The sequence below is a fragment of the Colwellia sp. D2M02 genome (genome assembly GCF_018860755.1).
In the GTDB taxonomy this organism is placed as follows: domain Bacteria; phylum Pseudomonadota; class Gammaproteobacteria; order Enterobacterales; family Alteromonadaceae; genus Colwellia; species Colwellia asteriadis.
In genome coordinates this window covers 117,543-140,306 of record NZ_JAHKPW010000070.1, presented here as the reverse complement: position 1 = coordinate 140,306, position 22,764 = coordinate 117,543, and the positions used below count along the sequence as shown (strand labels likewise).

Genomic DNA, 22,764 nt, shown 5'->3' with positions numbered 1-22,764 from the left:
AATAATCGTCAAAAATATAACGATTATTAACTAAGCAAATATTACACCAGCTACTTCGCATAATAAAAGAAAATAAAGGATTAACATGGCTAAAACAAAAACAGCTTATGTTTGTACTGATTGCGGCTCAGAATACGCTCGCTGGTTGGGGCAATGTACCGACTGCAAAGCTTGGAATACCATTTCAGAGTTTAGACAAGCTAAAGCGCCAGCTCGCGGCGGTAACTTTGCCGGTTTTGCGGGTGCTACAGAAGCCAAAGTACAAACCTTAGATTCAATAGATTTAACTGACTTACCTCGTTTTAGCTCTGCTTTTAGCGAGTTTGATCGCGTACTTGGCGGCGGTATTGTACCTGGCAGTGCCATTTTAATTGGTGGAGAGCCTGGCGCAGGTAAAAGTACCTTATTATTACAAACCATGTGTACTTTAGCTGAGCAAATGCCAGCACTGTATGTTACCGGTGAAGAATCATTGCAGCAGGTAGCTATGCGAGCAAAACGCTTAGGGCTACCTACCAATAAATTGCAAATGTTATCTGAAACTAGCGTCGAAAATATTTGTAATATCGCCGCAAAAGAAAAGCCGCGCATTATGGTTATTGACTCAATTCAAGTAATGCACATGAGTGATATTCAATCAGCGCCGGGGAGTGTCTCACAAGTTCGAGAAAGCGCCGCGTATTTAACCCGTTTTGCTAAGCAGCATCACGTAGCGATGTTACTGGTTGGCCATGTAACCAAAGATGGTTCACTGGCTGGCCCTAAAGTACTAGAACACTGTATTGATTGTTCTATTATGCTTGAAGGTACCGCCGACTCTCGTTACCGTACTTTACGTGGTAATAAAAACCGTTTTGGTGCTGTCAATGAGCTAGGTGTATTTGCCATGACTGGGGCCGGTTTAAAAGAAGTTAAAAACCCGTCAGCTATTTTTCTCAGCAGAAGTGATGAGCAAACACCCGGCAGTGTCGTTATGGTATTATGGGAAGGAACGCGGCCATTATTAATTGAGATTCAGGCGCTGGTTGATCATTCCGCATTAGGTAATCCAAGACGTGTTGCCGTAGGCGCTGATCAAAACAGGTTGTCAATGTTACTCGCAATATTACATCGACATGGTGGTTTGCAACTAAACGACCAAGATGTTTTTGTCAATGTTGTCGGTGGCGTTAAAGTGACCGAAACAAGTATTGATTTAGCCTTAATTTTGGCATTAGTATCAAGCTTTAAAAACACTGAACTGCCGCAAGACTTAGTTATTTTTGGCGAAGTGGGTCTTTCGGGTGAAATACGCCCAGTTCCAAGTGGACAAGAACGTATTAATGAGGCCGCTAAACATGGCTTCAAGCGTGCTATAGTGCCTTTTAATAATATGCCAAAGCAACCCATTCCTGATATGGAAGTTATTGGCGTAAGAAAGCTAAGTGATGCCCTTGAAGTGATTTAACTATAACGGCTCCCGAGCTAAAATACTAAGCAGCTATTTGCAAAATAACAATATTCATCAAACATTTAAAAACTGAAATCTATTTATGAAATTTACTGTAAAAAAAGCACTACTCACTCTAACTTGCTCTTTAATATTACCATTAAGTGCCTATGCTGCTGAATCTAATGAGTTAGCAACATCAGCCAGCATTACTGCTGAAAGCGAAAAAAAATTAACTATAGAAAGAATTTTCAGCGCGCCTTCATTAAACGGGCAAACACCCAAGTCATTAAAATTCTCACCTGATGGTAATCGCGTGACCTATTTACAAGGTAAAGCCGATGATTTACACCGTTACGACTTATGGGAGTACAATTTAGCGAGCAAAGAAAACAAGCTGTTGGTTGACTCACAAGCCCTTTTTAGTGGTACTGAAACCTTATCTGACGAAGAGAAAGCACGTCGTGAACGCCAACGAATGTATGGCTTTGGTATTATGGAATATCAGTTTTCGGCAGATGGCACTGCCTTGCTATTTCCACTAAATGGTGACATCTATTATTATCACATTGCCACTAAAACCTCGAAACGTTTAACGCAAACTGAAGGCTTTGAAACCGATGTAAAATTCTCTCCAAAAGGAAATTATGTTTCTTACATTCGAGAGCAAAACCTTTATGTCCGCCATATAAGTTCGAATAATGAACGTCAACTCACCAAAGATGGCGGTGGCGTTATCAAAAATGGCATGAGCGAGTTTGTTGCCCAAGAAGAAATGGGACGAATGACGGGCTATTGGTGGTCACCTGATGAAAAACACCTCGCTTTTTTACGTGTTGATGAATCACCGGTACAAACCGTTATTCGCAACGAAATCTACGCTGAGAACATTGAATTAATTGAACAACGTTACCCTGCCACTGGCACTAATAATGTGCATATTCAGCTTGCAGTTACTGATATTAAAGGTAAAAAAACACGCTTTATTGACACTGGTGACAACAAGGATATTTATATCCCTAGAGTAAAATGGTTAGCCGATAGCGAAAACTTATCTTATCAGTGGCAAAGTAGAGATCAAAAAGAACTGATTTTAAAGACCTACAACCTTAAAAAGCGTAAGCAAAAAACCTTATTAACCGAACAGTCAACGCATTGGTTAAACCTACATAAAGACTTATATTTTTTAAAAGATAACAAATCTTTTATTTGGGCATCAGAGCGCGATGGCTTCAAACACTTATACCATTTTGACCTTAACGGTAAGCTTATTGCACAACTTACTAAAGGTTCTTGGGTTGTTGATTCATTAAAATATGTTGACGAAAAGAATGGCTGGATTTATTTCACTGGTCGAGCAGACACCCCATTAGAGCGTCATTTATATAAAGTACCACTTGCTGGCAAATCACCAGAGCAAGTACAGCGTTTAACAAAACGTAATGGTTTTCACAGCATTAGCTTTGCTGCAAAAGGTGGCAACTTTATTGATAGCTTCTCGAACATAGAAACACCAACGCAAGTCAGTTTACACGAGAAAAATGGTAAGCACATTACTTGGCTAGCTGAAAACAAAGTGACTAACAACCACCCTGTAGCACCTTACTACAACGACATTGTTATGCCTGAATTCGGCTCATTGAAATCAGATGACGGGCAAGCAACTTTATTTTATAAACTTTACAAACCAAAGAACATGCAACCGGGTACCAAATACCCAGTAATTGTTAAAGTGTACGGCGGTCCACATGCTCAGCGCGTTACTAATAAATGGCAAGGCGCAGATATGATTCAATACATGGTGCAACAAGGCTACATTGTGTACCAACTTGATAACCGTGGTTCAAACTATCGTGGTACTGCCTTTGAGTTTCCTATTTATGAAAAGTTAGGTGATATTGAAGTTAACGACCAAATTACCGGTGTTAAATTTTTACATACTCTACCGTACGTAGATAAAGAACGTATTGGTATTTATGGTCACTCATACGGTGGTTATATGGCATTAATGACCATGTTTAAAGCTGGCGATTACTTTAAAGCAGGCGTTAGCGGCGCACCTGTTACCGATTGGCTGTTATATGACACTCATTACACTGAACGCTATTTAAACCACCCTCAAGTGAACGCTCAAGGCTATGAGCAAAGCAGCGTATTCCCTTACATTTCAGGTTTAAATGGCCCACTAATGGTTTATCATGGAATGGCTGATGATAATGTGCTATTTACCAACACCACAAAATTAATCAAAGCAATGCAAGATGAGAATAAAATATTTGAATTAATGACTTACCCTGGCAGTAAACACAGCATGCGCGGTAAAAAAGTGAAGCTACATTTAAATACGACTATCATGGATTTCTTTGGTAGGCATTTTAAACAATAAGATGTATTTATTGTAGCTCTATCGATATTAGCTCGAATTAAATCCGAGTAAATGATGATTAATCACGTTTAGTAAAAAGGGAAAATAACACTGTTATTTTCCCTTTTTATTAGCTATTTATGCATAATTCAATTAACTCAAGGCGCTATAGAATTTAAGCTTTATAACCTTTGACTCTTAAGTCATAAACCCAACGAATGAACAATAACCATATAAAGATCGACATAGTACCGCCACTTGATTTTTTATCTTCTGGAAGCTGTACTTTACCCTGTACTATTATTTGTATTATCACCTCTTCTGAGTAATCTAAGCCATCATAGACTCGAACGCCTATATTTTCTTGATAGTCTCCAGCATCAGAAGGAACATAAGTTAATACACCTGTAGCTGAATTAAGTTGAATATTGCCTATGTTTGCACCTTCGACTAATTGAAAAGTTAACACGTCGTTATCAACATCCGATGCTAGTAGCTGCTCTGTAACAATATCGTTATATAGTACAGTTTTCTTAAAAGCTTGAATCGAGGGTAGTGTATTAGTGTGCGCAATAGTGATCGTCGCAGGCTGTGAATCATCTATACCATCATTTACTTTTACTGTAAAAGTAACGGCGCCTAATTCAGTTAATTCAGGTTTATACTCAAACTGGCCACTCGCAGCATCAATAAAGCGAACAGTACCTGTACTCGGTTGTGAAATAATGCTGAATTCAAGAGTATCATTATCAATATCCTCAGCAGATAATTGACCTATTATTTCTTTATTCCAATGAGTTGAGAAGTTTTTGCTAGCTATTGTGGGTGGGTTATTTGTCACTGTAATAGATACGTTAGCCTGAACTGACTTACCCTGATGATTTATAGTCGCCACAGTAAACTCATCGACACCAGCAAAACCAGTCAGTGGTGTGTAAGTAAACATACCTTTAGATCTATTGGTAAAATTTACTTTACCAAATTGAGGAGCTGAATGAACGTAAACACCATGTAGCTCGACATTACCCGTGCTAATTAACTCGCCTTCAACAACTGTAGCGCTTTTCGTAGTTAACTTTAGGTCATCAAGACTCATTATTTCAGAGCCGTTTAAGTCAACTTTGTAAAGCGCTCGTTTGTTACCAGTAAAGGTAAGTAAATAAGAGAGTGTATCTGTATGTAGGATTTGAACACGGTTTGGGCTATCAACAAGTAACTGTTCATGCAAAAGGGTATTGGTTTCTAAGTCAAAAACACCAAGTTGATTGTCACAAATATAATAGAGTTGATTGTTATCATTTACAGAAAGGTGCGTCGCAAAACTATCACATATTTGTGTTATTTTTGACGGCTCTATATTCTGGTTAAACGATACTAATTCACCTTTAGCATTAGTACTTAATAGCTTAGTCTGTGCATTCAGAATTGTAGAGCTGTAATTACCAAAGCCTACAAAAGTAAACTTTTCTATTCGACTCTCCTCTAGCCAATAAATGAACAAGTTATCATGGTCACTCAGTACCACTTCCTTCATACCATCATTGTTAAAATCCAAAGCATGTAAAGTGTTCAATGTACCTACAACATCGCTCCCCTTTATTTCTGTTTGGTACTTTATTTGACTGCCAGCTTGTTTAATGCTGATACGATAATCTTGTGATGAATAAGCGTCTTGGCTAAGTACAACAATATCGTTTATAGCATCACCATCTATGTCTACAATGTGGATATCATCAATGTTAAAACCAACATCACTCCAAGAATGAACTCCGGTCCAAGAGTTCACTTCTTTAAAGCAAATAGACATACTTTTAGAAATTTGTTTTCCGTAGCTATATGAGCAGATTAGATTATTATCACCATTTCCAGTGGTGTCAGCTATCTCTAAGTAATCATATTTCGTGGAATTAGGTATCCACGTTGTTATTAAACTCTCAGTATTAAAACGAGATAAAATGGGATCGGCATAGTCTACCCAGTGAGAATATTGCAGAGATTGAATATAGTATTTTTGAAAACTACTTTCTAATAATTCAACATCACCAGTATCTTCAAGAATACCTAATGCATAACTTTTACTCGCTTTACTATCAGAACCATAAAAATTACGATGTAAAAGCCAAGTGGCACCTAACCAACTGGTTCCTGTAATCATCATGGTTTCATCTCGAGTTAAGTTATACTCATTTGATATTGCTATAACCTCAAACAAACCATCATTATCAATATCATCAACAGCATAATTAGATAAACTGTAACGAGTTGAGTGTGCAGAGCCTTGCTGTATATATTTAGGACCTGCATATGCTTTTTCTTGCCATGTGATGGTGTTTGTACCGATGACAGTTCCTGACCTTGGTTCTACTAAGTCTTGCTCTTTATGAAATTGAATTAAACTCCCCGTTGCAGGGTCAATCAAAGATGTAAGCTTATACCTCTTATCATCACAGATACTATCTATATCACTTTTACCTTCAGGTAATATATAAACTCTATTTAGAACATCTAAAGTGCATTTTCTGCCAACAAGTTCATCTAAGCCGTCATTATTAACATCGTGAGCGACGTTATAACTTGCTGATTTTTCAATTGTCCAAACTTGCTCAGCTTCCCCTTCTTTATCTCGATAAACATTACCGCTAGTAAAAGCAATATCAATATAGTTTTTATCTAAAAAATGGCCAAACTGGAATGCCATAAAGTTGTTATCTATGAGTTTTTCTGCTGGAAACTCGTAATTTTTTCTAACTTGCCAAGTACTAACGTCAACACTGATTAGTGCTTGTTCAGATATCAGTAATAAGTCAGTCTGTTTATCATTATTAATATCCGAAAAATCGATATATTCTGCCGTTACATTGTCAATTTTTGTTAAGTATAACTGTGCCGTTAAGTTAAAAACATGTACTTCACTTAACGCTGAAACAACCACTAAATAATGATTATCAGTGACTTCATCATAAAAGCCATTAATACTAAAAAACTCTTTATTTTCTGGCAATTGCAGCTGTTCAGTAATTTCATACTTATCCGGAGATCCACTTTCATTACGGCGGGCTTCCCTTAGTATTGAAATTTTTGTGTTAAGGGAGCCACTATTTGAAGAGCTACCATAAATGACTTCTTTTATGCCATCCCCGTCTAAATCAGCAGTATAAAAACCAGAGTCGCCAATATTGACGCCCTCTTCAGCCCACTGCTTAATTAGCTTTACTTTAGGTAAATCAGTTTGATTATGACTAAGCGTTAATGGATTACCTGCCGCAGCAGAAGTGCAATAAATGAATAACAAAAATTGCATAAATAAAGATATAGGTCCGTAGTTTCCAGTTTTCATTTTAATCCTTTAAAAATTAGTCGCGTATTAAACAATCAACGAATCAATTTATCATGTTTTCTGTATATTTAACATTAAATGATAGTGGCGAGTTGAATAATCACTTACTTTTACCCCTCCTTTATTTACCCATTTTTTTTAAAAAAGTGGTTACATTTAATTGCAATTAACTAACATTTTATTGTTGCATTTTTATGAATGAAGGAGGAATATGAAGATGTAAACAGAGTTAAAAACAAGTGAAAGATAATTAAAGAGGTACGACTATGAAAATTAAAATTTCTGGACACCACGTTGAAATCACTGAAGGTATCAAGCAGTCTATCGAGAATAAGTTTGCAAAAATCTCTAAGCATTATCCGTCAATAATGACGCTAAATTCAACCATTACCGTTGAGCCGCATCAGCAAAAACTTGAAGTAACAACCCTGTATGAAGGAGAACAAGTTACCGTTAACGCGTCCGATAAGCAGTTGTATGTAGCTATCGCTAAAGTTGCTAAAAAACTCCAAGTAGCCCTTGCTCGTCGTAAAGGTGTTTTATCAGCCAAATTCCATGATAAGTTTGTTGTACCGCAAACAGACTTATATCAGTCAAGTTAAGTATTAACTAATAGCGATTAAATTCAGGAGCATAAAATACCTGCTCAGCTTTCATAATCGCATTGTTTTATAAGCTTATAGCTCACAAAAAAGGCTTCATTATTTACTATAATGAAGCCTTTTAAGTTTATTTAATAGAATAACTCGAGCGAGCTTGTGGTTATTCTGGCTCGTAATCGAGGTTGGCAGATAACCAACGCTCGGCTTGCTCTATTGTCATCCCTTTACGCGCAGCGTAATCTAACACCTGATCTTTTGCTAGTTTCGCTACCGCAAAGTATTTTGACTCTGGGTGAGAGAAATACCAACCACTCACCGCAGCACCTGGCCACATTGCATAGCTTGAAGTAAGGTCCATATCAATGTTTTCTTTTACATTGAGTAACTCCCACAATAAACCTTTTTCGGTGTGCTCAGGACAAGCAGGATAACCAGGTGCAGGACGAATTCCTTGGTAGCTTTCGCGAATTAACGCATCGTTATCTAAGTCTTCATCGGGTGCAAAGCCCCAGTATTCCTTACGGATTTTTTCATGCAAATATTCAGCGCTCGCTTCAGCTAATCGGTCAGCAACCGCTTTCAATAAAATAGAGTTGTAAGCATCGTGATCTGCATCATAAACCTTCACTAACTCTTCAACACCAAAACCTGCTGAGACCGCAAACGCCCCAATATAGTCTTCAATATTCGAATCAACGGGTGCAATATAATCAGAAAGACAACGGTTAAACTGCCCTGCTGGTTTTTTACTTTGTTGACGTAACTGATGTAGACGCATTAACTTTTCACTACGGCTTTCATCGGTGTAAAGCTCAATATCATCTTGCACACTGTTTGCTGGGAATAACCCGAAAACAGCTCTTGCACAAATTTTCTTATTGTTAATAACATCGTCAAGCATCGCATTAGCGTCATTAAATAAGTTAGTTGCTTCAGTGCCAATTACTTCGTGCTTTAAAATAAGTGGATATTTACCTGATAGTTGCCATGTCATGAAAAATGGCGTCCAATCGATATATTTTCTTACCTCATTTAAATCAATATCATCAAGCACAGTAACACCGAGTTTATTCGGTTTTTTCGGGGTGTAATCGTCAAAATTAATTTTTGTCGCGTTAGCTCGAGCATCTTCAAGGCTAATTAAACTAGAGCGAGGACCTTTTTTATAATGGCGTTCACGAACACGCACGTACTCTTCTTTAGTACTTTCAAAAAATGCCGCTTTATGTTCTTTTGATAATAAGTTACTAACAACAGAAACCGCGCGCGAAGCGTTAGAAACATAAACAACAGGCTCGTCGTATTGTGGTTCAATTTTAACTGCAGTATGCGCTTTAGATGTTGTTGCACCGCCAATTAATAAAGGTAATTTAAGTCCAGTACGCTTCATCTCTTTAGCAACATGTACCATTTCATCCAATGACGGTGTAATTAAACCTGATAAACCGATAATGTCGACGTTTTCTTCTTTGGCAACTCGTAAAATTTCTTCACAAGAAACCATAACGCCAAGATCAATAATGTCATAGTTATTACACTGTAAAACAACCCCAACAATGTTTTTACCAATATCGTGTACGTCACCTTTTACCGTTGCTAATAATACTTTACCGTTACTGCTTGCTTCGGTTTTAGCCGCTTCAATAAAAGGATTTAAATGAGCAACCGCTTGTTTCATAACACGTGCTGATTTTACCACTTGTGGTAAAAACATTTCACCCGCACCAAATAAATCACCAACAACATTCATACCGTCCATTAACGGTCCTTCAATAACATCGAGAGGTTTTTCGGCGGCTAAGCGGGCTTCTTCAGTATCTTCAATAATAAATTCATTAATACCTTTAACTAAGGCATGAGCGAGGCGTTCACTAATTGGTAGCTCACGCCAAGCTAAATCAGCTTTAGCAACTTGGCCACCCGCTTGACCATGGTATTCTTGAGCAATATCTAGTAAACGTTCGGTGGCGCCGTCATCACTGTTTTGAATAACATCTTCTACGGCTTGTTTTAGTTTCTCAGGCAAGTCTGAATAAATGGCTAATTGGCCTGCGTTTACAATACCCATGTCCATACCATTTTTAATGGCGTAGTATAAAAACACTGCGTGAATAGCTTCACGCACAGGGTTGTTACCTCTAAACGAGAACGAAACGTTAGAAACGCCACCAGAAATCATCGCATGCGGTAAGTTTTTCTTAATGTCGTCAACGGCTTCAATAAAATCTACCGCGTAATTATTATGCTCTTCAATACCAGTGGCGACAGCAAAAATATTAGGATCAAAAATAATATCTTCTGCTGGGTAACCTATTTCGTCTACCAAAATGTGATAAGCACGATGACAAATTTCATATTTACGTTCGCGCGTATCGGCTTGGCCTTCTTCATCAAACGCCATCACAATAACCGCCGCACCGTAGCGACGCAATAACTCAGCTTGTTGACGGAAGTTTTCTTCCCCTTCTTTTAAGCTAATTGAGTTAACGATGCCCTTACCTTGAATGCACTTTAAACCCGCTTCAATAATGTCCCATTTAGAAGAGTCGATCATAATTGGCACTTTAGCGATATCTGGTTCGCCAGCAATTAAGTTCAAAAAGCGCACCATCGCGGTTTTTGAATCGAGCATGCCCTCATCCATATTAATATCAATAATTTGTGCGCCGTTTTCTACTTGCTGTAGTGCAACAGCAATTGCTTGCTCATAATTTTCTTCAACGATTAAACGCTTGAACATAGCAGAGCCTGTTACGTTGGTACGCTCGCCTACGTTAACAAACAAACTATCTTCTTGAATGGTTAATGCTTCTAACCCCGACAAACGACAAGCAATTTCTCGTGGCTTAATTGTACGCGGTTTAACATTAGCAACACTTTCAGCCATACCTCGAATATGAGCAGGCGTTGTACCACAACAGCCACCAATAATATTTAAAAAACCTGATTGAGACCACTCGACGACATGGGTGTTCATGTCTTCTACAGTAAAGTCGTACTCACCAAAAGCATTAGGCAAACCTGCATTAGGGTGAGCAGAAACAGCAACATCACAAATACGGCTTAATTCAGCAACGTATTGACGAAGTTCAACTGGGCCTAACGCACAGTTTAAGCCAAATGATACTGGCTTAGCATGGCGTAAAGAATTATAAAATGCTTCGGTTGTTTGTCCTGATAAGGTACGACCTGAGGCATCGGTAATAGTACCTGAAATCATTACAGGTAAACGCTGACCAAGTTGGTCAAACACTGTTTCTACGGCAAAAATTGCTGCTTTAGCATTCAGGGTATCGAAAATTGTTTCGATTAGAATAATGTCACTGCCGCCTTCAATTAACGCTAAGGTAGACTCGATATAAGCATCTTTTAATTCATCAAAGGTAACGTTACGAAACGCAGGATCATTTACATCAGGAGATATTGAACAAGTGCGGTTTGTTGGACCTAAAACGCCTGCCACAAAGCGCGGACGATCTGGCGTTTTCTTATTGTATTCGTCTGCTGCTTCACGCGCTATTTGTGCTGCAACACGGTTAATTTCAGCACTGTACTCTTCCATGTCATAATCAGCCATGGCAATAGTGGTTGCATTAAACGTATTGGTTTCAAGAATATCGGCACCGGCTTCTAAATACTCAAGATGGATTGCTTTAATCACCTCAGGTTGTGTTAGCACTAACATATCGTTATTGCCTTTTACATCGGTATGCCAATCAGCAAAACGCTCTGCGCGAAAATCCTGCTCTTCAAACTTGTACGCTTGGATCATAGTGCCCATAGCACCATCAAGAATAAGGATGTTATTAGCTAATTGCTCTTCAAATAATGCAAATGAGGGATGGTTTTTCATATCTAATCCAAAGTAATCGTGTTCTTAATTCTGAATAGCGTGTCAAGCATAGCTTATTGACCGCTTTATTTAGTTTATGCTACTGAGCTACTTTTACTCTGCTGTTTTATTTTTCCAAGTAGCACTCATATTATCAGCATCTAGCTGATATGGCGTTATCTGATAAACATAATAATTAAGCCAATTAGTAAATAATAAACAACCATGGCTTCGCCATGAACTCATCGGTTTGTTGTTAACATTATTGTCTTGATAGTAATTTACTGGTAATTCCGTTGAGTTACTTTTCTTACAATCTCGAAGGTATTCTTCATGTAAAGTTACTGTGTCGTATTCTGGGTGACCGGTTAAATACACTTGTCGTTTATCTTTACTTGCAACTAAGTAAACGCCAGCTTCATCAGACTGCGCCAAAATAGTTAAATCATCAATTTTTTGATAATCGGTTTCATCAATATAACCATAACGTGAGTGTGGCACATTAAAGCTCTCATCAAAACCTCGGGTTAACTCTTCGGTTGGTACCAAAGGGTAATGCTGATAAACCCCTGACAATTTTTGTTGTCGTAAATGACGGTTCAAACCGTAATGGTGATATAAAGCGGCATGTGCTGCCCAACAAGAAAACATGGTTGAAGTGACATTTTTTTCAGCCCAGTCAAAAACTTCGCATATTTTGTCCCAAAAGGTCACTTTACTATAATCCATTAATGCTAATGGCGCGCCGGTAATAATTAAGCCATCGTATTGTTTATGCTTAATATCATCGAACAAATAGTAAAAGTTCTCTAAATGCTCTTTTGGCGTATTTTTAGATTCGTTTGCGTGAATACGAACAAACTCAACGTTTATTTGCAGTGGCGTATTAGCCAGCATTCGTAGTATTTGTACTTCAGTTTCAATTTTATTAGGCATTAAATTTAAAATAGCCACCTGCATAGGTCTAATTTCTTGGCTCGCAGCACGGTTTTCTGACATCACGAAAATATTTTCATTCGCGAGTACAGATAATGCAGGTAATTGATCGGGTATTTTAATGGGCATAAGGACACCTATTTAAGATAAAACAGCACTAACTAAAGTACACAATGACGACATAATGCAATGTTACTTAGATTGCTAGCTATGTCAACATCTAAACGTATAGACGTCTATAACCGCTAACACTATCGTAATATAAAACTGTATAAAGCAAACAACCATCACTGTATTCACTAACTTAACCTGAATTTGGTTAAAAACCCCTTAACAGATTGAAATATAATCAACAAATTACTTCACTGAGTATCGGTTTGATAGTTTTTCTTCTTTTCATATGATAAACAAAGTAAATTTGCATCAATAGCTGGCCTATTGCCAATAAATTTAACGAAGAAGTTAGGAAAAATAACGGCTAGAGAAGCATTTATTAAGCATTAAGCCGTTCTCAGGTTAACTTATAATTAAATTAAAGATGGCGTCTGCGGCAGCTTAAACGTCTAAGTCAATATAACCTAGGTAAAACTGAGTAATGAGGAAGTGAGAACAGACGACTAAATGATTAATAGTATATGATTAGTAAAATGAGGTTGTGCAATTAATATAAGGCTAGCAATAAAAAACGCAGCTTTACGTCTAAAGCTGCGTTATTAAGATATGATGTGACTGGTTTAGTGCTATGAGGCTATTAAGCCTACAATTATTAACTACTCAGCTAAAAAGTCTTCTTCTTGCTCTGTCACTTCAGGGCTTTCTACTACAGGTAACGCTTTCGATAAAAACATATCGCGCAATTTAGTATCAACATCCTTAGCCATTTCAGGATGCTCTTCTAAATATTTAGCGGCATTAGCTTTACCTTGGCCAATACGTTCGCCATTACAGCTATACCAGGCACCCGCTTTTTCAACAAAGCCGTTTTTAACGCCTAATTCAATTAACTCACCAAGACTGTTAATACCTTGACCGTAAAGAATTTGAAATTCAGCTTGCTTAAATGGTGGAGCGATTTTGTTTTTAACCACTTTAACACGCGTTTCATTACCGACTATTTCGTCACCATTCTTAACCGCACCAATACGACGAATATCTAAACGTACTGAAGCATAGAATTTTAATGCGTTACCACCAGTAGTGGTTTCAGGGTTACCAAACATGACACCAATTTTCATACGAATTTGGTTAATGAAAATCAACATAGTGTTAGACTTTTTCAAGTTCGCCGTTAATTTACGCATTGCTTGCGATAACATACGTGCTTGTAAGCCCATATGTGAGTCACCCATATCGCCTTCAATTTCTGCTTTTGGCGTTAATGCAGCCACAGAGTCAACTACAATAATATCAACCGCGCCTGAACGACTTAACATGTCACAAATTTCTAACGCTTGCTCACCAGTATCAGGTTGCGATACGAGTAAATCACTAATATTTACACCTAATTTTTCAGCGTAAATAGGATCAAGTGCATGCTCGGCATCAATAAACGCACATACTTTGCCATTACGTTGTGCTTCGGCGATAACTTCAAGTGTTAAGGTAGTTTTACCACTTGATTCAGGACCATAAATTTCAACGACACGACCTAATGGTAAACCGCCAGCACCTAAAGCAATGTCTAACCCTAATGATCCTGTAGAAATAGTTTCTACGTCCATGGTATGGTTATCACCAAGCTTCATGATTGAACCTTTACCAAATTGACGTTCTATTTGGCTTAAGGCAGCAGATAGTGCTTTTTCTTTATCGTCTTTCATAAATTACTCCGTGAGCAGTTGTGTTATTTCGTTTTAATGCGCTCAGTATACTGTAAGTGCGTACAGTATCAAGTTTTTTATAATTTTTTTTTATTGCTTAGCTTTTTTAAAATAATCGACACTTTTAATTAGTTGAAATTTAAGGAGTTTAAGGGGGTCGATAACTTTTTTTATTTTTATTAAAAAAAGTTACTAATGCGGTTTTTTAAAAAACACACAGTACTAATCAGTAATAATCAGTACTGATTTTCAAGTGGGTTTTAAGGTGGGTTAACTAGCCAATTGTTGCTGACCAACTTTGACTATTTGCTGGGAAATACTTTTATTAATGCCTTTTACTAAAACCCAACTATGCCAATATAAGGTTTCTATCAACTCATTGTCAGGTAATAAATTAATCAGCTCACCGCTGGCAAGTTCGTTCGCAATTTGCAATTTAGGTAACAAACAATAAGCAACTCCTTGTTTGGCTAACTCAACAAATGCTTCAGATGATCTAACGCTATGACAATAATACTCACTTGCTGCTAGCTTAAAGTGTTTCGCAATAAAGCGTACATGCATGTCATCTTTGTGATCATAGCTAATTGCTGGAGCCATTTTTAATGACTCTGTATTTACGCCTTTTTTAAAATACTTATTCTTAAAGTGCTTATTAGCGACCAAGCAATATTCCATTTTTCCGAGCCGAAATGAGCGATAGCCTTTTAGTGGCTTTTCTATAACACTTACCGCACCAATCGCCTCACCCGTGCGTAATTTGTCTAATGTTCGCTCTTCATGCTCAATCATTAAGTTTAATTCAACTCGGTTATTTTTTAGTACCGGTGTAATCGCTTGAATAAACCAAGTGGCAATACTGTCGGCATTAACTGCTAACGATACTTTTAACGGCTTTAAAGGCTTGTCGGGCGATAATACTGGTGCTAGTTCATTTTCAAGTTGCTTAACTTTTTTAAAGTGATTAACTAACTGTTCTCCTGCTGCGGTCAGTTCAATAGGTTGGCTACGAATGAGTACCGGTTGACCAATATATTCTTCTAAACTTTTAATGCGCTGAGAAATGGCTGACTGTGAAACAAATAGTTTTTTAGCCGCCAATTCAAAGCTTTGCAGTTCAATAACATCGGTAAGTGCTGCTAATAATTTATAATCAAAACTGCTCATTACTCATTTACCTTTAACTCGAATTTAAGTCACAAATTACATAAGAAAAACTTATGTAGTATAAAAATCATTAATTATATTTATAACAAACTTTACTGCACACTAGCCAACATTATTTATCCCGTTACTAAAGTTAGCCATTAGGCTACTGAGATCACCGTTATGAGTTTATTAATATTAGCAAAAGGTTTTACCTTAACTTTAAGCATGATTGCACCTATTGGCACCCAAAATTCAATGCTGTTAACCCAAGGGATCAGTAAAAATCATCATAAAACTACGGCAGCATTATTTATGCTTTATGATGCAATACTTATTTCAATAGGTGTATTAGGTGGCAGTTTAATTCTATCGAGTAGCGACACGCTGTTTACTTTACTTACTTGGGGCGGCATTTTATTTTTAACTGGTTATGGCTTACTTTCAATGAAGTCAGCCATAAAACAAACAGGTGCCACTGACGATTATATTGTTAATAAAAAATCGGTAAAATTGGTTATTGTTACCAGTTTAGCGGTAACTTTTTTAAACCCTCACGCTTATATAGATACAGTAATGGTTATTGGCAGTGTTGGTGGACAATACACAGGTGATGCCAAAGTATATTTCTTAATTGGTGCTATTTTAGGGTCAGTGGTGTGGTTTTCATGTTTAGCGACTGGCGCTGCGAAACTTTCTTCATACTTAGGTAGACCGAAAGTGAAACGTGTTATCGATATCGCCATCGCGTTGGTTATGTGGGTAATTGCTTGGTCACTTTACAGTGCATGGTTAATTAGAGCGGCAAGTTAGTAACAAGTCTAAATTAGCGATTGTCTCTAACGCAACAGACGACAATTAAACGGCTCGATTTTTAAAACCTCTATTTTACCAATAGAGGTTTTTTGTTTGTTTTGTTATTCTACCCACAACGATATACCGCATAACCTATGCCGTCTTTTGTGATTATTTATCACTTACCATAAGAGCTCTTTTATCAACATGAATGCCAATGTAAAAACCCCTGTAGCGAACTTAGATCACCACACACCAATGATGCGCAGGTGTATAAATATTGAAAATCAATAAGATACAACAATATAAAGAAAAAACCACACTTAGACCTACACATTTAAAAATAGTAATTAACTTTGAAAGTAATAGGTGTTTACTAATTAGTAGATTAACTAAAGTAAAAAGGAAGATGGATACATTGACTCTATAAGTTATAGGAGCAATCAATATTCTGGTTCTGTTCACACAATAAAAATAAATAATATTAAATATCAATAAATTAATTATATATCAATTGATTTATCAAGAACCTGCCACCAAATCTGTCATCATCTATATGGAAAGCTCATCTTGTGCAATGCCTGTTCCATATTCAGGTGTAATGATGCCAAGAAATAAATCACATTTGTTAACGGCTTCTAAGCAGTTTTTAAATGCTGAGTTATTTGAAAAAACAGGAATAGTCCCCTTGTGAGACATCCAAACCTCATAGCCATAGAAGGTTAAGAGAGTGAAAATAGACGTCCAAGTCTTCTGCGTGCCCATAAACCGTATAAAACACCATCAATATTGGTTTTCTATCCATTCCTGCTAAATTCCTTATCATTCATACTATTCATTAGAGATAAAATAGATTATTTGATTACGATATTTTATGTAGTTAAAGCTTAAGGTTTTCAAAGTATTTTATTAAAAATAATCTAAAAAACATACCCATAATTATCACTCATAACTTGTTTATAATCAGTCACGTCATAACCACACTTACCTAAAAGATCCATCATATTGTCAGCAAATCGGTTTAACAAATTTTGATTACCTTCCAAATGCGTATCAACATCAAGGCTTAGCCCCAACTTTTCTAAAGCCTCTACTTTAAGTTTTCTTATTTTATCTTCCGTAAGCGCATCGTCATTATTTTTGGTGATTAGACCTAAAATATCTGGGGCAACGACATCTTCTTTTTCAATCGAGAATACAAATGAATGCATATCATGCTCTCTTTCGTGTAGATTCACAGAATATTTGAAGCTGCTTTTTAATTCAATAGTACAACCTTTACTAATTGCTTCATTAACCAACCATAAAATCAAACAAACTTGGAGCAACTCATTCAATAAAGTTTTATGAGTCTCATCTAAGTCACTCAATCTTTCTACAGCTAACAGTGAATCACTGAAAGCACTTTCAATTACCTTTACTATATCCTGATTTGATTTCATTTCTTGTAATATGGTGTCAAATTTTTCAAGTATTGAGGAAGTAATACCTGATTTATTTAATCGAGTTGTAATACAAAGTAGCCAAGGTACACCATGTATCCTCTTCGCTTGATAATCTAGTAACCTATAAATTGACGGCAGTGTTCTTTCATTTAATGCGCAATCACAGAAGTCTAGGTTGATGAAATGATAATGACCAACACTTCTTATTCTTTTCCATGCCTCGGAGTTTTCTGTACTCAGTTCTTCAAACTCAAATCGCTCTACTTTAGATTTTTCGGAAACATTATCATAATCAAGTAATTGAGATAATCCTGATTGTGCTTTCTTAAACTCAAGTTCACTATTGATGAAACCGTGAACTTGGAATAATTTATTCTTTAATTTCTTATGTTCCAATAATTTTTGGCTAATGTAAGTAACATCTAGTAGATCACCACCAGGCAGACCAAAATAATTTATGGTGCTAATTGTGTTGTATTTACTACTAGTTGCTATACGTTTTAAAGGATTAAGCCATTGCTCTTCACGAATAAATTGCTTTCTAGGTTTATGCCATGGTTTAAATTGGTTATCAGCAATCTTATCTACTTTGCCCGTAACTTCTGCTAAATCAAAAACATCATCTTCAGAGGAAAAAATATCAAGCATAATATTAATCCTCCAAACTTAAAATTCTAACAATATCAAGTAATAACTCTTCTTGTGAGTTAACAGTCAAACTCTCTAGTAATCCATAACCATCAAGTACTTGAAGAATTGCCTCCGACTTTTTTACTAATTTTTTATTTTTAGGAGAGCTTTGAGTTCTACTAGGAATTACTTCATCAAAGCTTTTCTTTGATACGACATAGCTTTCGACATGAGAACTACCATCAATAGCAGTACCTTCTCCATCATCATCCAGTACAACTAGTCTTGAGCGCTCTAAGGGATCTTTTGAATTCGACGTCATGGAGGATGACACTATTTCATTTATTTTTTTTGTAAAATTATCATTTTCAGCTTCGAGCGATTGAGATCTTAAGTCCTTCTTGATTAATTTATATTTATTTACAACTTGTCTAATTGCGCTATGTAACCAACGCATTACAATTTGATAATGAGGGTGGGCAATATTGAACGATTCCCGGTCAATATTTAGAGCTGAATCCAATCCTTTTAATACAAAAATTTCTACCGTTAACTGACTTTTAATAGTATGTTCTGCTACCTGATGCTTCATAAATGTTTCATCAAACAAAATGCCGGACGCGTTATGTATTCTAATTAAACTGCCATTGTGGTCCTTAGGGCTAACTTTTGGTGCCCATAAGCAATATGCCTCAAACTCTAATTCTCCCCCGCTTTCTTTAATATCAATTGCAGTTAAGTTGGGCTTGTATTTACCCAAAAATAATATGGGTTTTTTTACCTGTGCCTTAGATTCTGGGAGGTTAGTATATTTCAAGGGTCTGAATAGTTTGATACCATCAACACAGACATTAAAATCCAATTGTATATCTTGAGAGGTAAATCCTAGTGTTTCCCCAAAAGGTTTATCCGTTTTCGAAATGTCAGATAAACTTTTAACCTGTCCTTTTTTTTGATTACTCAAAACATAAACATCTGCCAAGTCATTATTATTTAGGCTAAAAGGATGTTTCTCAATATAATCTAACGGAATTGACAGTCCTAAGGTCCAAATCATATTGAGATAATTATCTAATATAAAATTCAATTTAGGACTTACTGCATTTTTTGTTTTATCCAAAATTGCATCGTAGAGCTTTAAGAACTTATCATCAGGTTTGTCTTCGGGCTCCCAAGGAAGAGAAGGTGAACTTGTATATTCATCATCATATTCTTGAATGCCTTCTTTATTAGTTAAATATCCAATATGAAATTGGGGTAACATAGCTTTCGATGAATCCATAAAGCTATTTTCGTCTGAAACATTTTCAGCTACAGTTTCATTTTCGGTTTGCCCCCAAACATCAACACTTTTTAATTGTTCTTTTGCGCTTTGCTTTATATTGAAAAGTAAAATGTCAGTGCCATGAGCAGAAATGTTATCTGTAGATTCTTTCCAAATCTTTACACTGCCAGTTTGAAAACTTTTACCACGTTCACTGTTTTCTTTAGCGTCAGAGTTTACAGCCTCGTCTGAGAAATTAAATAGCTGGACTTTAGCCCTTAAATAGAAATCGCTTCCAGCTTGTTTCGTAACTATTTCAAAGTCCCTAGTTAATTGAGCAACACTGAAGAGACCTATACCAATTTTCCCAATTAGTTTTCGTTTTTTATTTAAACTTAATGAATTATCCAAGTCATCAGTAACTTTCAGTTCTTTACCTTTATCAGTTCGCTTCGCGCTTCCACCGATATGTCTCAACATATTAACTAGAGTACTGATCGACATTCCATTGCCATCATCCCTTATTGACATGGTTTCAAATCTAGGTGCATCAGTTTCTACATACACATTATCCGCATCCGCATCGTATGCATTTGAAATTAATTCCCTTAGAGCAGACCCGGGCAAGCGATAAATACCATCTGTTACTCTAGCAAGTACCTTATCGTCAGTTTCAAGTTTAGTTTCTTCAACTTCACCATTGGATATATTTGTTATGAGTCGTTGCTCTAAGTCTATCTCTGCTTTTAAATCCATTTTATTACTCAGTTATGTTATTTATTTTATGGAGCATTTGGCCCAAAATCTCACCTAAAAATGGTGGTACTGCATTACCCACTTGAGTATACCTAGGGCATTCTTGCGTTCTTCTCATGCCCCCTGTTGTGTACTTGCCTTGGAAATTAAAGTCATCCGGGAATGACTGAATCCGAGCATTTTCACGTACAGTCAATATTCTGGGCTCTGAATAATGCAATAAATCATCAGGTAATGTCGTTAATGTTCTTGAAGGTTGGTCAGGATCTAATACACTTATCACTTGTTTTTTTGTGCCGATTAACTCTTTTTGTTCAGCCGTTAAACCTAATCCAGGTCGACATATTTCTTGAATATATTTGAATTTTTCAATAGTGGTTGCCTTGTGGCGAGCAATTCTCAAACCGTTTGGTTTTGTACCATTTAGCCCTTTTCGCATCGCTTTTTGATAAGCATTGAGTTTGGTAGGTGGTATATAGTCAATTTTTTTAAATCCACTTTTTTCAGAGCCTGAATGATGGACTAGTTGAGAATTAGTTATTTCTAAATCATTAATCGCCATTTTTACACCAATAGGAGTTAAAGGGAGTTTTTTATTCTTTAAAAAGTCAGGCCTAATGGATTCAAGTAATTCAAAAGGAGAGATTGTTTTTTGATATATATCTTTACGAATACCGATCATGATAAATCGAGTGCGTTTTTGTGGCACACCATACTCTTCACTGTGAACATAGTTAGTAAAAACCTTATATCCTAACCTTTCAAGTCTTCCCTTTAGTACCATTGCATAGGGTTTTATAGCTTTGTTACCTTCCGAATCTTTAAAAATGGCGTTAAAGCCTCTAACATTTTCTAAAACGAGATACTTAGGACTAATAATTTTAACCATTTTAGCGTATTCATTAGACAGCTTGTTGCGGGGATCTTTAGCGTTTCGTCTTCCGGCTAAAGAAAAGCCCTGGCAAGGTGGGCCACCAGCAATTAAGTCGACTTTACCTTTTAACCCAGTTAGCTGTTCTTTGTGGTCTTTTAGTAATGTTTGAATAGTTGTTTCTTTTTTAGGAAGCCATTCAGGCCAATTGAAATGGCCATATTTACCGTCTATCAAATTATGCTTGAATGTTTCAAATGCCATAGAGTCTTTTTCTACAGCAAAAATACCTTGCCAGCCTGCATTACCCAGACCAAGAGAAAAGCCACCGCACCCAGAAAAAAGGTCAATGTAAGTACCTGCTATTTTATTTGAATTCTCAGAAAGCATTTTGGAAAAAACGACCTAAACATATGTATTTATTGTTGTAATCATAATACCAAAATTGAGTCAATACACCAGGTATATTTGAGACCTATTTTAATGAAGTAAAACATATCAATATATCTCTTGCCAGAGTATCAACTTTCTTTAAAAGTATTTTGTTAATAAAGTACAAAATCCAAAAGTATACTAGATATCTAATTGCTTGTTATATAAAGGTTATGCTCTCATATACACATCAACCAAACTTAAAAGGTAAAAATATGAATGTAGCAAATCTTATAGATTTAAATAAAAACCATGATTTACATGAATCTGAATCGCCATTAATTTACTAGGTACATCTAACAGAAGGAATATACATTTGAAAAATATAAATAATACAGAAAAATATTGGGCCGCAAATTTTTTATTATTTGCGTTAAGCGCTGTTTTATTTTTTGTTACGTTCAGCTTCAGCTTTAATAACCTTTCAATACAATATCCTTTGCTCGCATTGTCGATATTACTAATAAGTTTTTCTGTATATGAAGCTATAAAGCTACAAGGACTAGATTCAAAAATAATGAATTTCATTGAACCTACAGATCGAAAATTTTTTTTATTTCTATTAATCTCACTATTTACATTTTATTCCACGACTAAAGCTTTTTCTACTTTAAATACTATATTCAACACGGATGCTAGCCACTTAGGCTTCGCTGTAGCCGCTTCTGTTTTTAGTGATTTATTAATGTGCTTTTTGGCTTTAATTGCTGTATTGGCTTTTTATTGTTGGATGTCTATAAAGTGGTATAACAATGCAGAAGTCAAATTAAAACGTGTATATAAATTTAAACTTTTCTTTACAGTAATTAAACGAACATTTAATAACGATAAATTTAAAATTTCTTATTTGATTTCTACATTTTTTTTCTCTTTTTTCGCCATAATTCACGCATACCTATATTTTATCAACACGTACACATACGAAGATAGAGCTAAAGACTTTGCTTTAACTTTTGACTTTAATTCAAATCACGGATGTAAAGATATTCGTAAAAATACTAAAGTACTTTTTTTAGATCCGGGAGAAACTAGGATTCTAGTACCCACAATAAATAAAGATATTCCTTACGAACGAAAAGCCTGTAAATAATATTTTACTAGGGA

General features: G+C 36.2%; 14 protein-coding genes. 5 read left to right on the top strand and 9 right to left on the bottom strand.

Annotation, left to right across the window (positions count from 1 at the left end; all coding sequences use genetic code 11):
- Positions 1-85 precede the first annotated feature (85 nt).
- On the top strand, positions 86-1,447 hold the full coding sequence (gene radA / locus KO495_RS13025) for a DNA repair protein RadA (protein WP_215980843.1): 1,362 nt from the start codon (positions 86-88) through the stop codon (positions 1,445-1,447).
- Positions 1,448-1,532: 85 nt separating this feature from the next.
- Positions 1,533-3,815 (top strand): S9 family peptidase, encoded by a 2,283-nt coding sequence (locus tag KO495_RS13020; RefSeq protein WP_215980842.1) that lies wholly within the window; start codon positions 1,533-1,535, stop codon positions 3,813-3,815.
- Between the two features lie 154 nt (positions 3,816-3,969).
- Here KO495_RS13020 and KO495_RS13015 read toward each other — a convergent pair whose 3' ends face one another.
- Positions 3,970-7,131, bottom strand: a complete 3,162-nt coding sequence (locus tag KO495_RS13015; RefSeq protein WP_215980841.1) for an Ig-like domain-containing protein — start codon at positions 7,129-7,131, stop codon at positions 3,970-3,972.
- A 266-nt stretch (positions 7,132-7,397) separates the two neighbouring features.
- On the opposite strand from KO495_RS13015, the gene raiA reads away from it, so the two are divergent.
- Complete coding sequence (gene raiA / locus KO495_RS13010) at positions 7,398-7,733, top strand: ribosome-associated translation inhibitor RaiA (RefSeq protein WP_215980840.1); 336 nt, start codon at positions 7,398-7,400, stop codon at positions 7,731-7,733.
- A gap of 160 nt (positions 7,734-7,893) precedes the next feature.
- Here raiA and metH read toward each other — a convergent pair whose 3' ends face one another.
- From metH to KO495_RS12990, 4 genes are all read right to left on the bottom strand, one after another.
- Positions 7,894-11,586 carry a methionine synthase gene (metH, locus tag KO495_RS13005; RefSeq protein ID WP_215980839.1) on the bottom strand — a complete coding sequence of 1,231 codons (3,693 nt, stop codon included), beginning with the start codon at positions 11,584-11,586 and terminating at the stop codon, positions 7,894-7,896.
- A 93-nt stretch (positions 11,587-11,679) separates the two neighbouring features.
- On the bottom strand, positions 11,680-12,630 hold the full coding sequence (metA, locus tag KO495_RS13000; RefSeq protein WP_215980838.1) for a homoserine O-succinyltransferase: 951 nt from the start codon (positions 12,628-12,630) through the stop codon (positions 11,680-11,682).
- Between the two features lie 641 nt (positions 12,631-13,271).
- Entirely contained in the window at positions 13,272-14,321 is a 1,050-nt protein-coding gene (gene recA / locus KO495_RS12995; RefSeq protein WP_215980837.1) for a recombinase RecA, read from the bottom strand.
- Positions 14,322-14,591: 270 nt separating this feature from the next.
- Positions 14,592-15,488, bottom strand: a complete 897-nt coding sequence (locus KO495_RS12990; protein WP_215980836.1) for a LysR family transcriptional regulator ArgP — start codon at positions 15,486-15,488, stop codon at positions 14,592-14,594.
- A 162-nt stretch (positions 15,489-15,650) separates the two neighbouring features.
- On the opposite strand from KO495_RS12990, the gene KO495_RS12985 reads away from it, so the two are divergent.
- Positions 15,651-16,280 (top strand): LysE/ArgO family amino acid transporter, encoded by a 630-nt coding sequence (locus KO495_RS12985; protein ID WP_215980835.1) that lies wholly within the window; start codon positions 15,651-15,653, stop codon positions 16,278-16,280.
- 534 nt (positions 16,281-16,814) lie between these two features.
- Here the strand turns inward: KO495_RS12985 and KO495_RS17570 are convergent.
- The 4 genes from KO495_RS17570 to KO495_RS12965 all read right to left on the bottom strand — a co-directional run bounded on the left by KO495_RS17570 (position 16,815) and on the right by KO495_RS12965 (position 21,618).
- Complete coding sequence (locus tag KO495_RS17570) at positions 16,815-16,961, bottom strand: DUF4062 domain-containing protein (RefSeq protein ID WP_252738947.1); 147 nt, start codon at positions 16,959-16,961, stop codon at positions 16,815-16,817.
- A 221-nt stretch (positions 16,962-17,182) separates the two neighbouring features.
- Positions 17,183-18,355: a hypothetical protein gene (locus KO495_RS12975; RefSeq protein ID WP_215980834.1), complete on the bottom strand. Its 1,173-nt coding sequence runs from the start codon at positions 18,353-18,355 to the stop codon at positions 17,183-17,185.
- A gap of 4 nt (positions 18,356-18,359) precedes the next feature.
- Entirely contained in the window at positions 18,360-20,357 is a 1,998-nt protein-coding gene (locus KO495_RS12970) for an ATP-binding protein (RefSeq protein WP_215980833.1), read from the bottom strand.
- 4 nt (positions 20,358-20,361) lie between these two features.
- Entirely contained in the window at positions 20,362-21,618 is a 1,257-nt protein-coding gene (locus tag KO495_RS12965; protein WP_215980832.1) for a DNA cytosine methyltransferase, read from the bottom strand.
- Positions 21,619-21,976: 358 nt separating this feature from the next.
- Between KO495_RS12965 and KO495_RS12960 the strand changes: the two genes are divergently transcribed.
- Positions 21,977-22,750 (top strand): hypothetical protein, encoded by a 774-nt coding sequence (locus KO495_RS12960; RefSeq protein ID WP_215980831.1) that lies wholly within the window; start codon positions 21,977-21,979, stop codon positions 22,748-22,750.
- The last annotated feature ends 14 nt before the right edge of the window (positions 22,751-22,764 follow it).

Excerpts from the sequence above, each read along its gene's own strand:
- radA (WP_215980843.1), top strand. The coding sequence starts at position 86 with ATGGCTAAAACAAAAACAGCTTATGTTTGTACTGATTGCGGCTCAGAA.
- KO495_RS13020 (WP_215980842.1), top strand. The coding sequence starts at position 1,533 with ATGAAATTTACTGTAAAAAAAGCACTACTCACTCTAACTTGCTCTTTA.
- KO495_RS13015 (WP_215980841.1), bottom strand. The coding sequence starts at position 7,131 with ATGAAAACTGGAAACTACGGACCTATATCTTTATTTATGCAATTTTTG.
- raiA (WP_215980840.1), top strand. The coding sequence starts at position 7,398 with ATGAAAATTAAAATTTCTGGACACCACGTTGAAATCACTGAAGGTATC.
- metH (WP_215980839.1), bottom strand. The coding sequence starts at position 11,586 with ATGAAAAACCATCCCTCATTTGCATTATTTGAAGAGCAATTAGCTAAT.
- metA (WP_215980838.1), bottom strand. The coding sequence starts at position 12,630 with ATGCCCATTAAAATACCCGATCAATTACCTGCATTATCTGTACTCGCG.
- recA (WP_215980837.1), bottom strand. The coding sequence starts at position 14,321 with ATGAAAGACGATAAAGAAAAAGCACTATCTGCTGCCTTAAGCCAAATA.
- KO495_RS12990 (WP_215980836.1), bottom strand. The coding sequence starts at position 15,488 with ATGAGCAGTTTTGATTATAAATTATTAGCAGCACTTACCGATGTTATT.
- KO495_RS12985 (WP_215980835.1), top strand. The coding sequence starts at position 15,651 with ATGAGTTTATTAATATTAGCAAAAGGTTTTACCTTAACTTTAAGCATG.
- KO495_RS17570 (WP_252738947.1), bottom strand. The coding sequence starts at position 16,961 with ATGTCTCACAAGGGGACTATTCCTGTTTTTTCAAATAACTCAGCATTT.
- KO495_RS12975 (WP_215980834.1), bottom strand. The coding sequence starts at position 18,355 with ATGCTTGATATTTTTTCCTCTGAAGATGATGTTTTTGATTTAGCAGAA.
- KO495_RS12970 (WP_215980833.1), bottom strand. The coding sequence starts at position 20,357 with ATGGATTTAAAAGCAGAGATAGACTTAGAGCAACGACTCATAACAAAT.
- KO495_RS12965 (WP_215980832.1), bottom strand. The coding sequence starts at position 21,618 with ATGCTTTCTGAGAATTCAAATAAAATAGCAGGTACTTACATTGACCTT.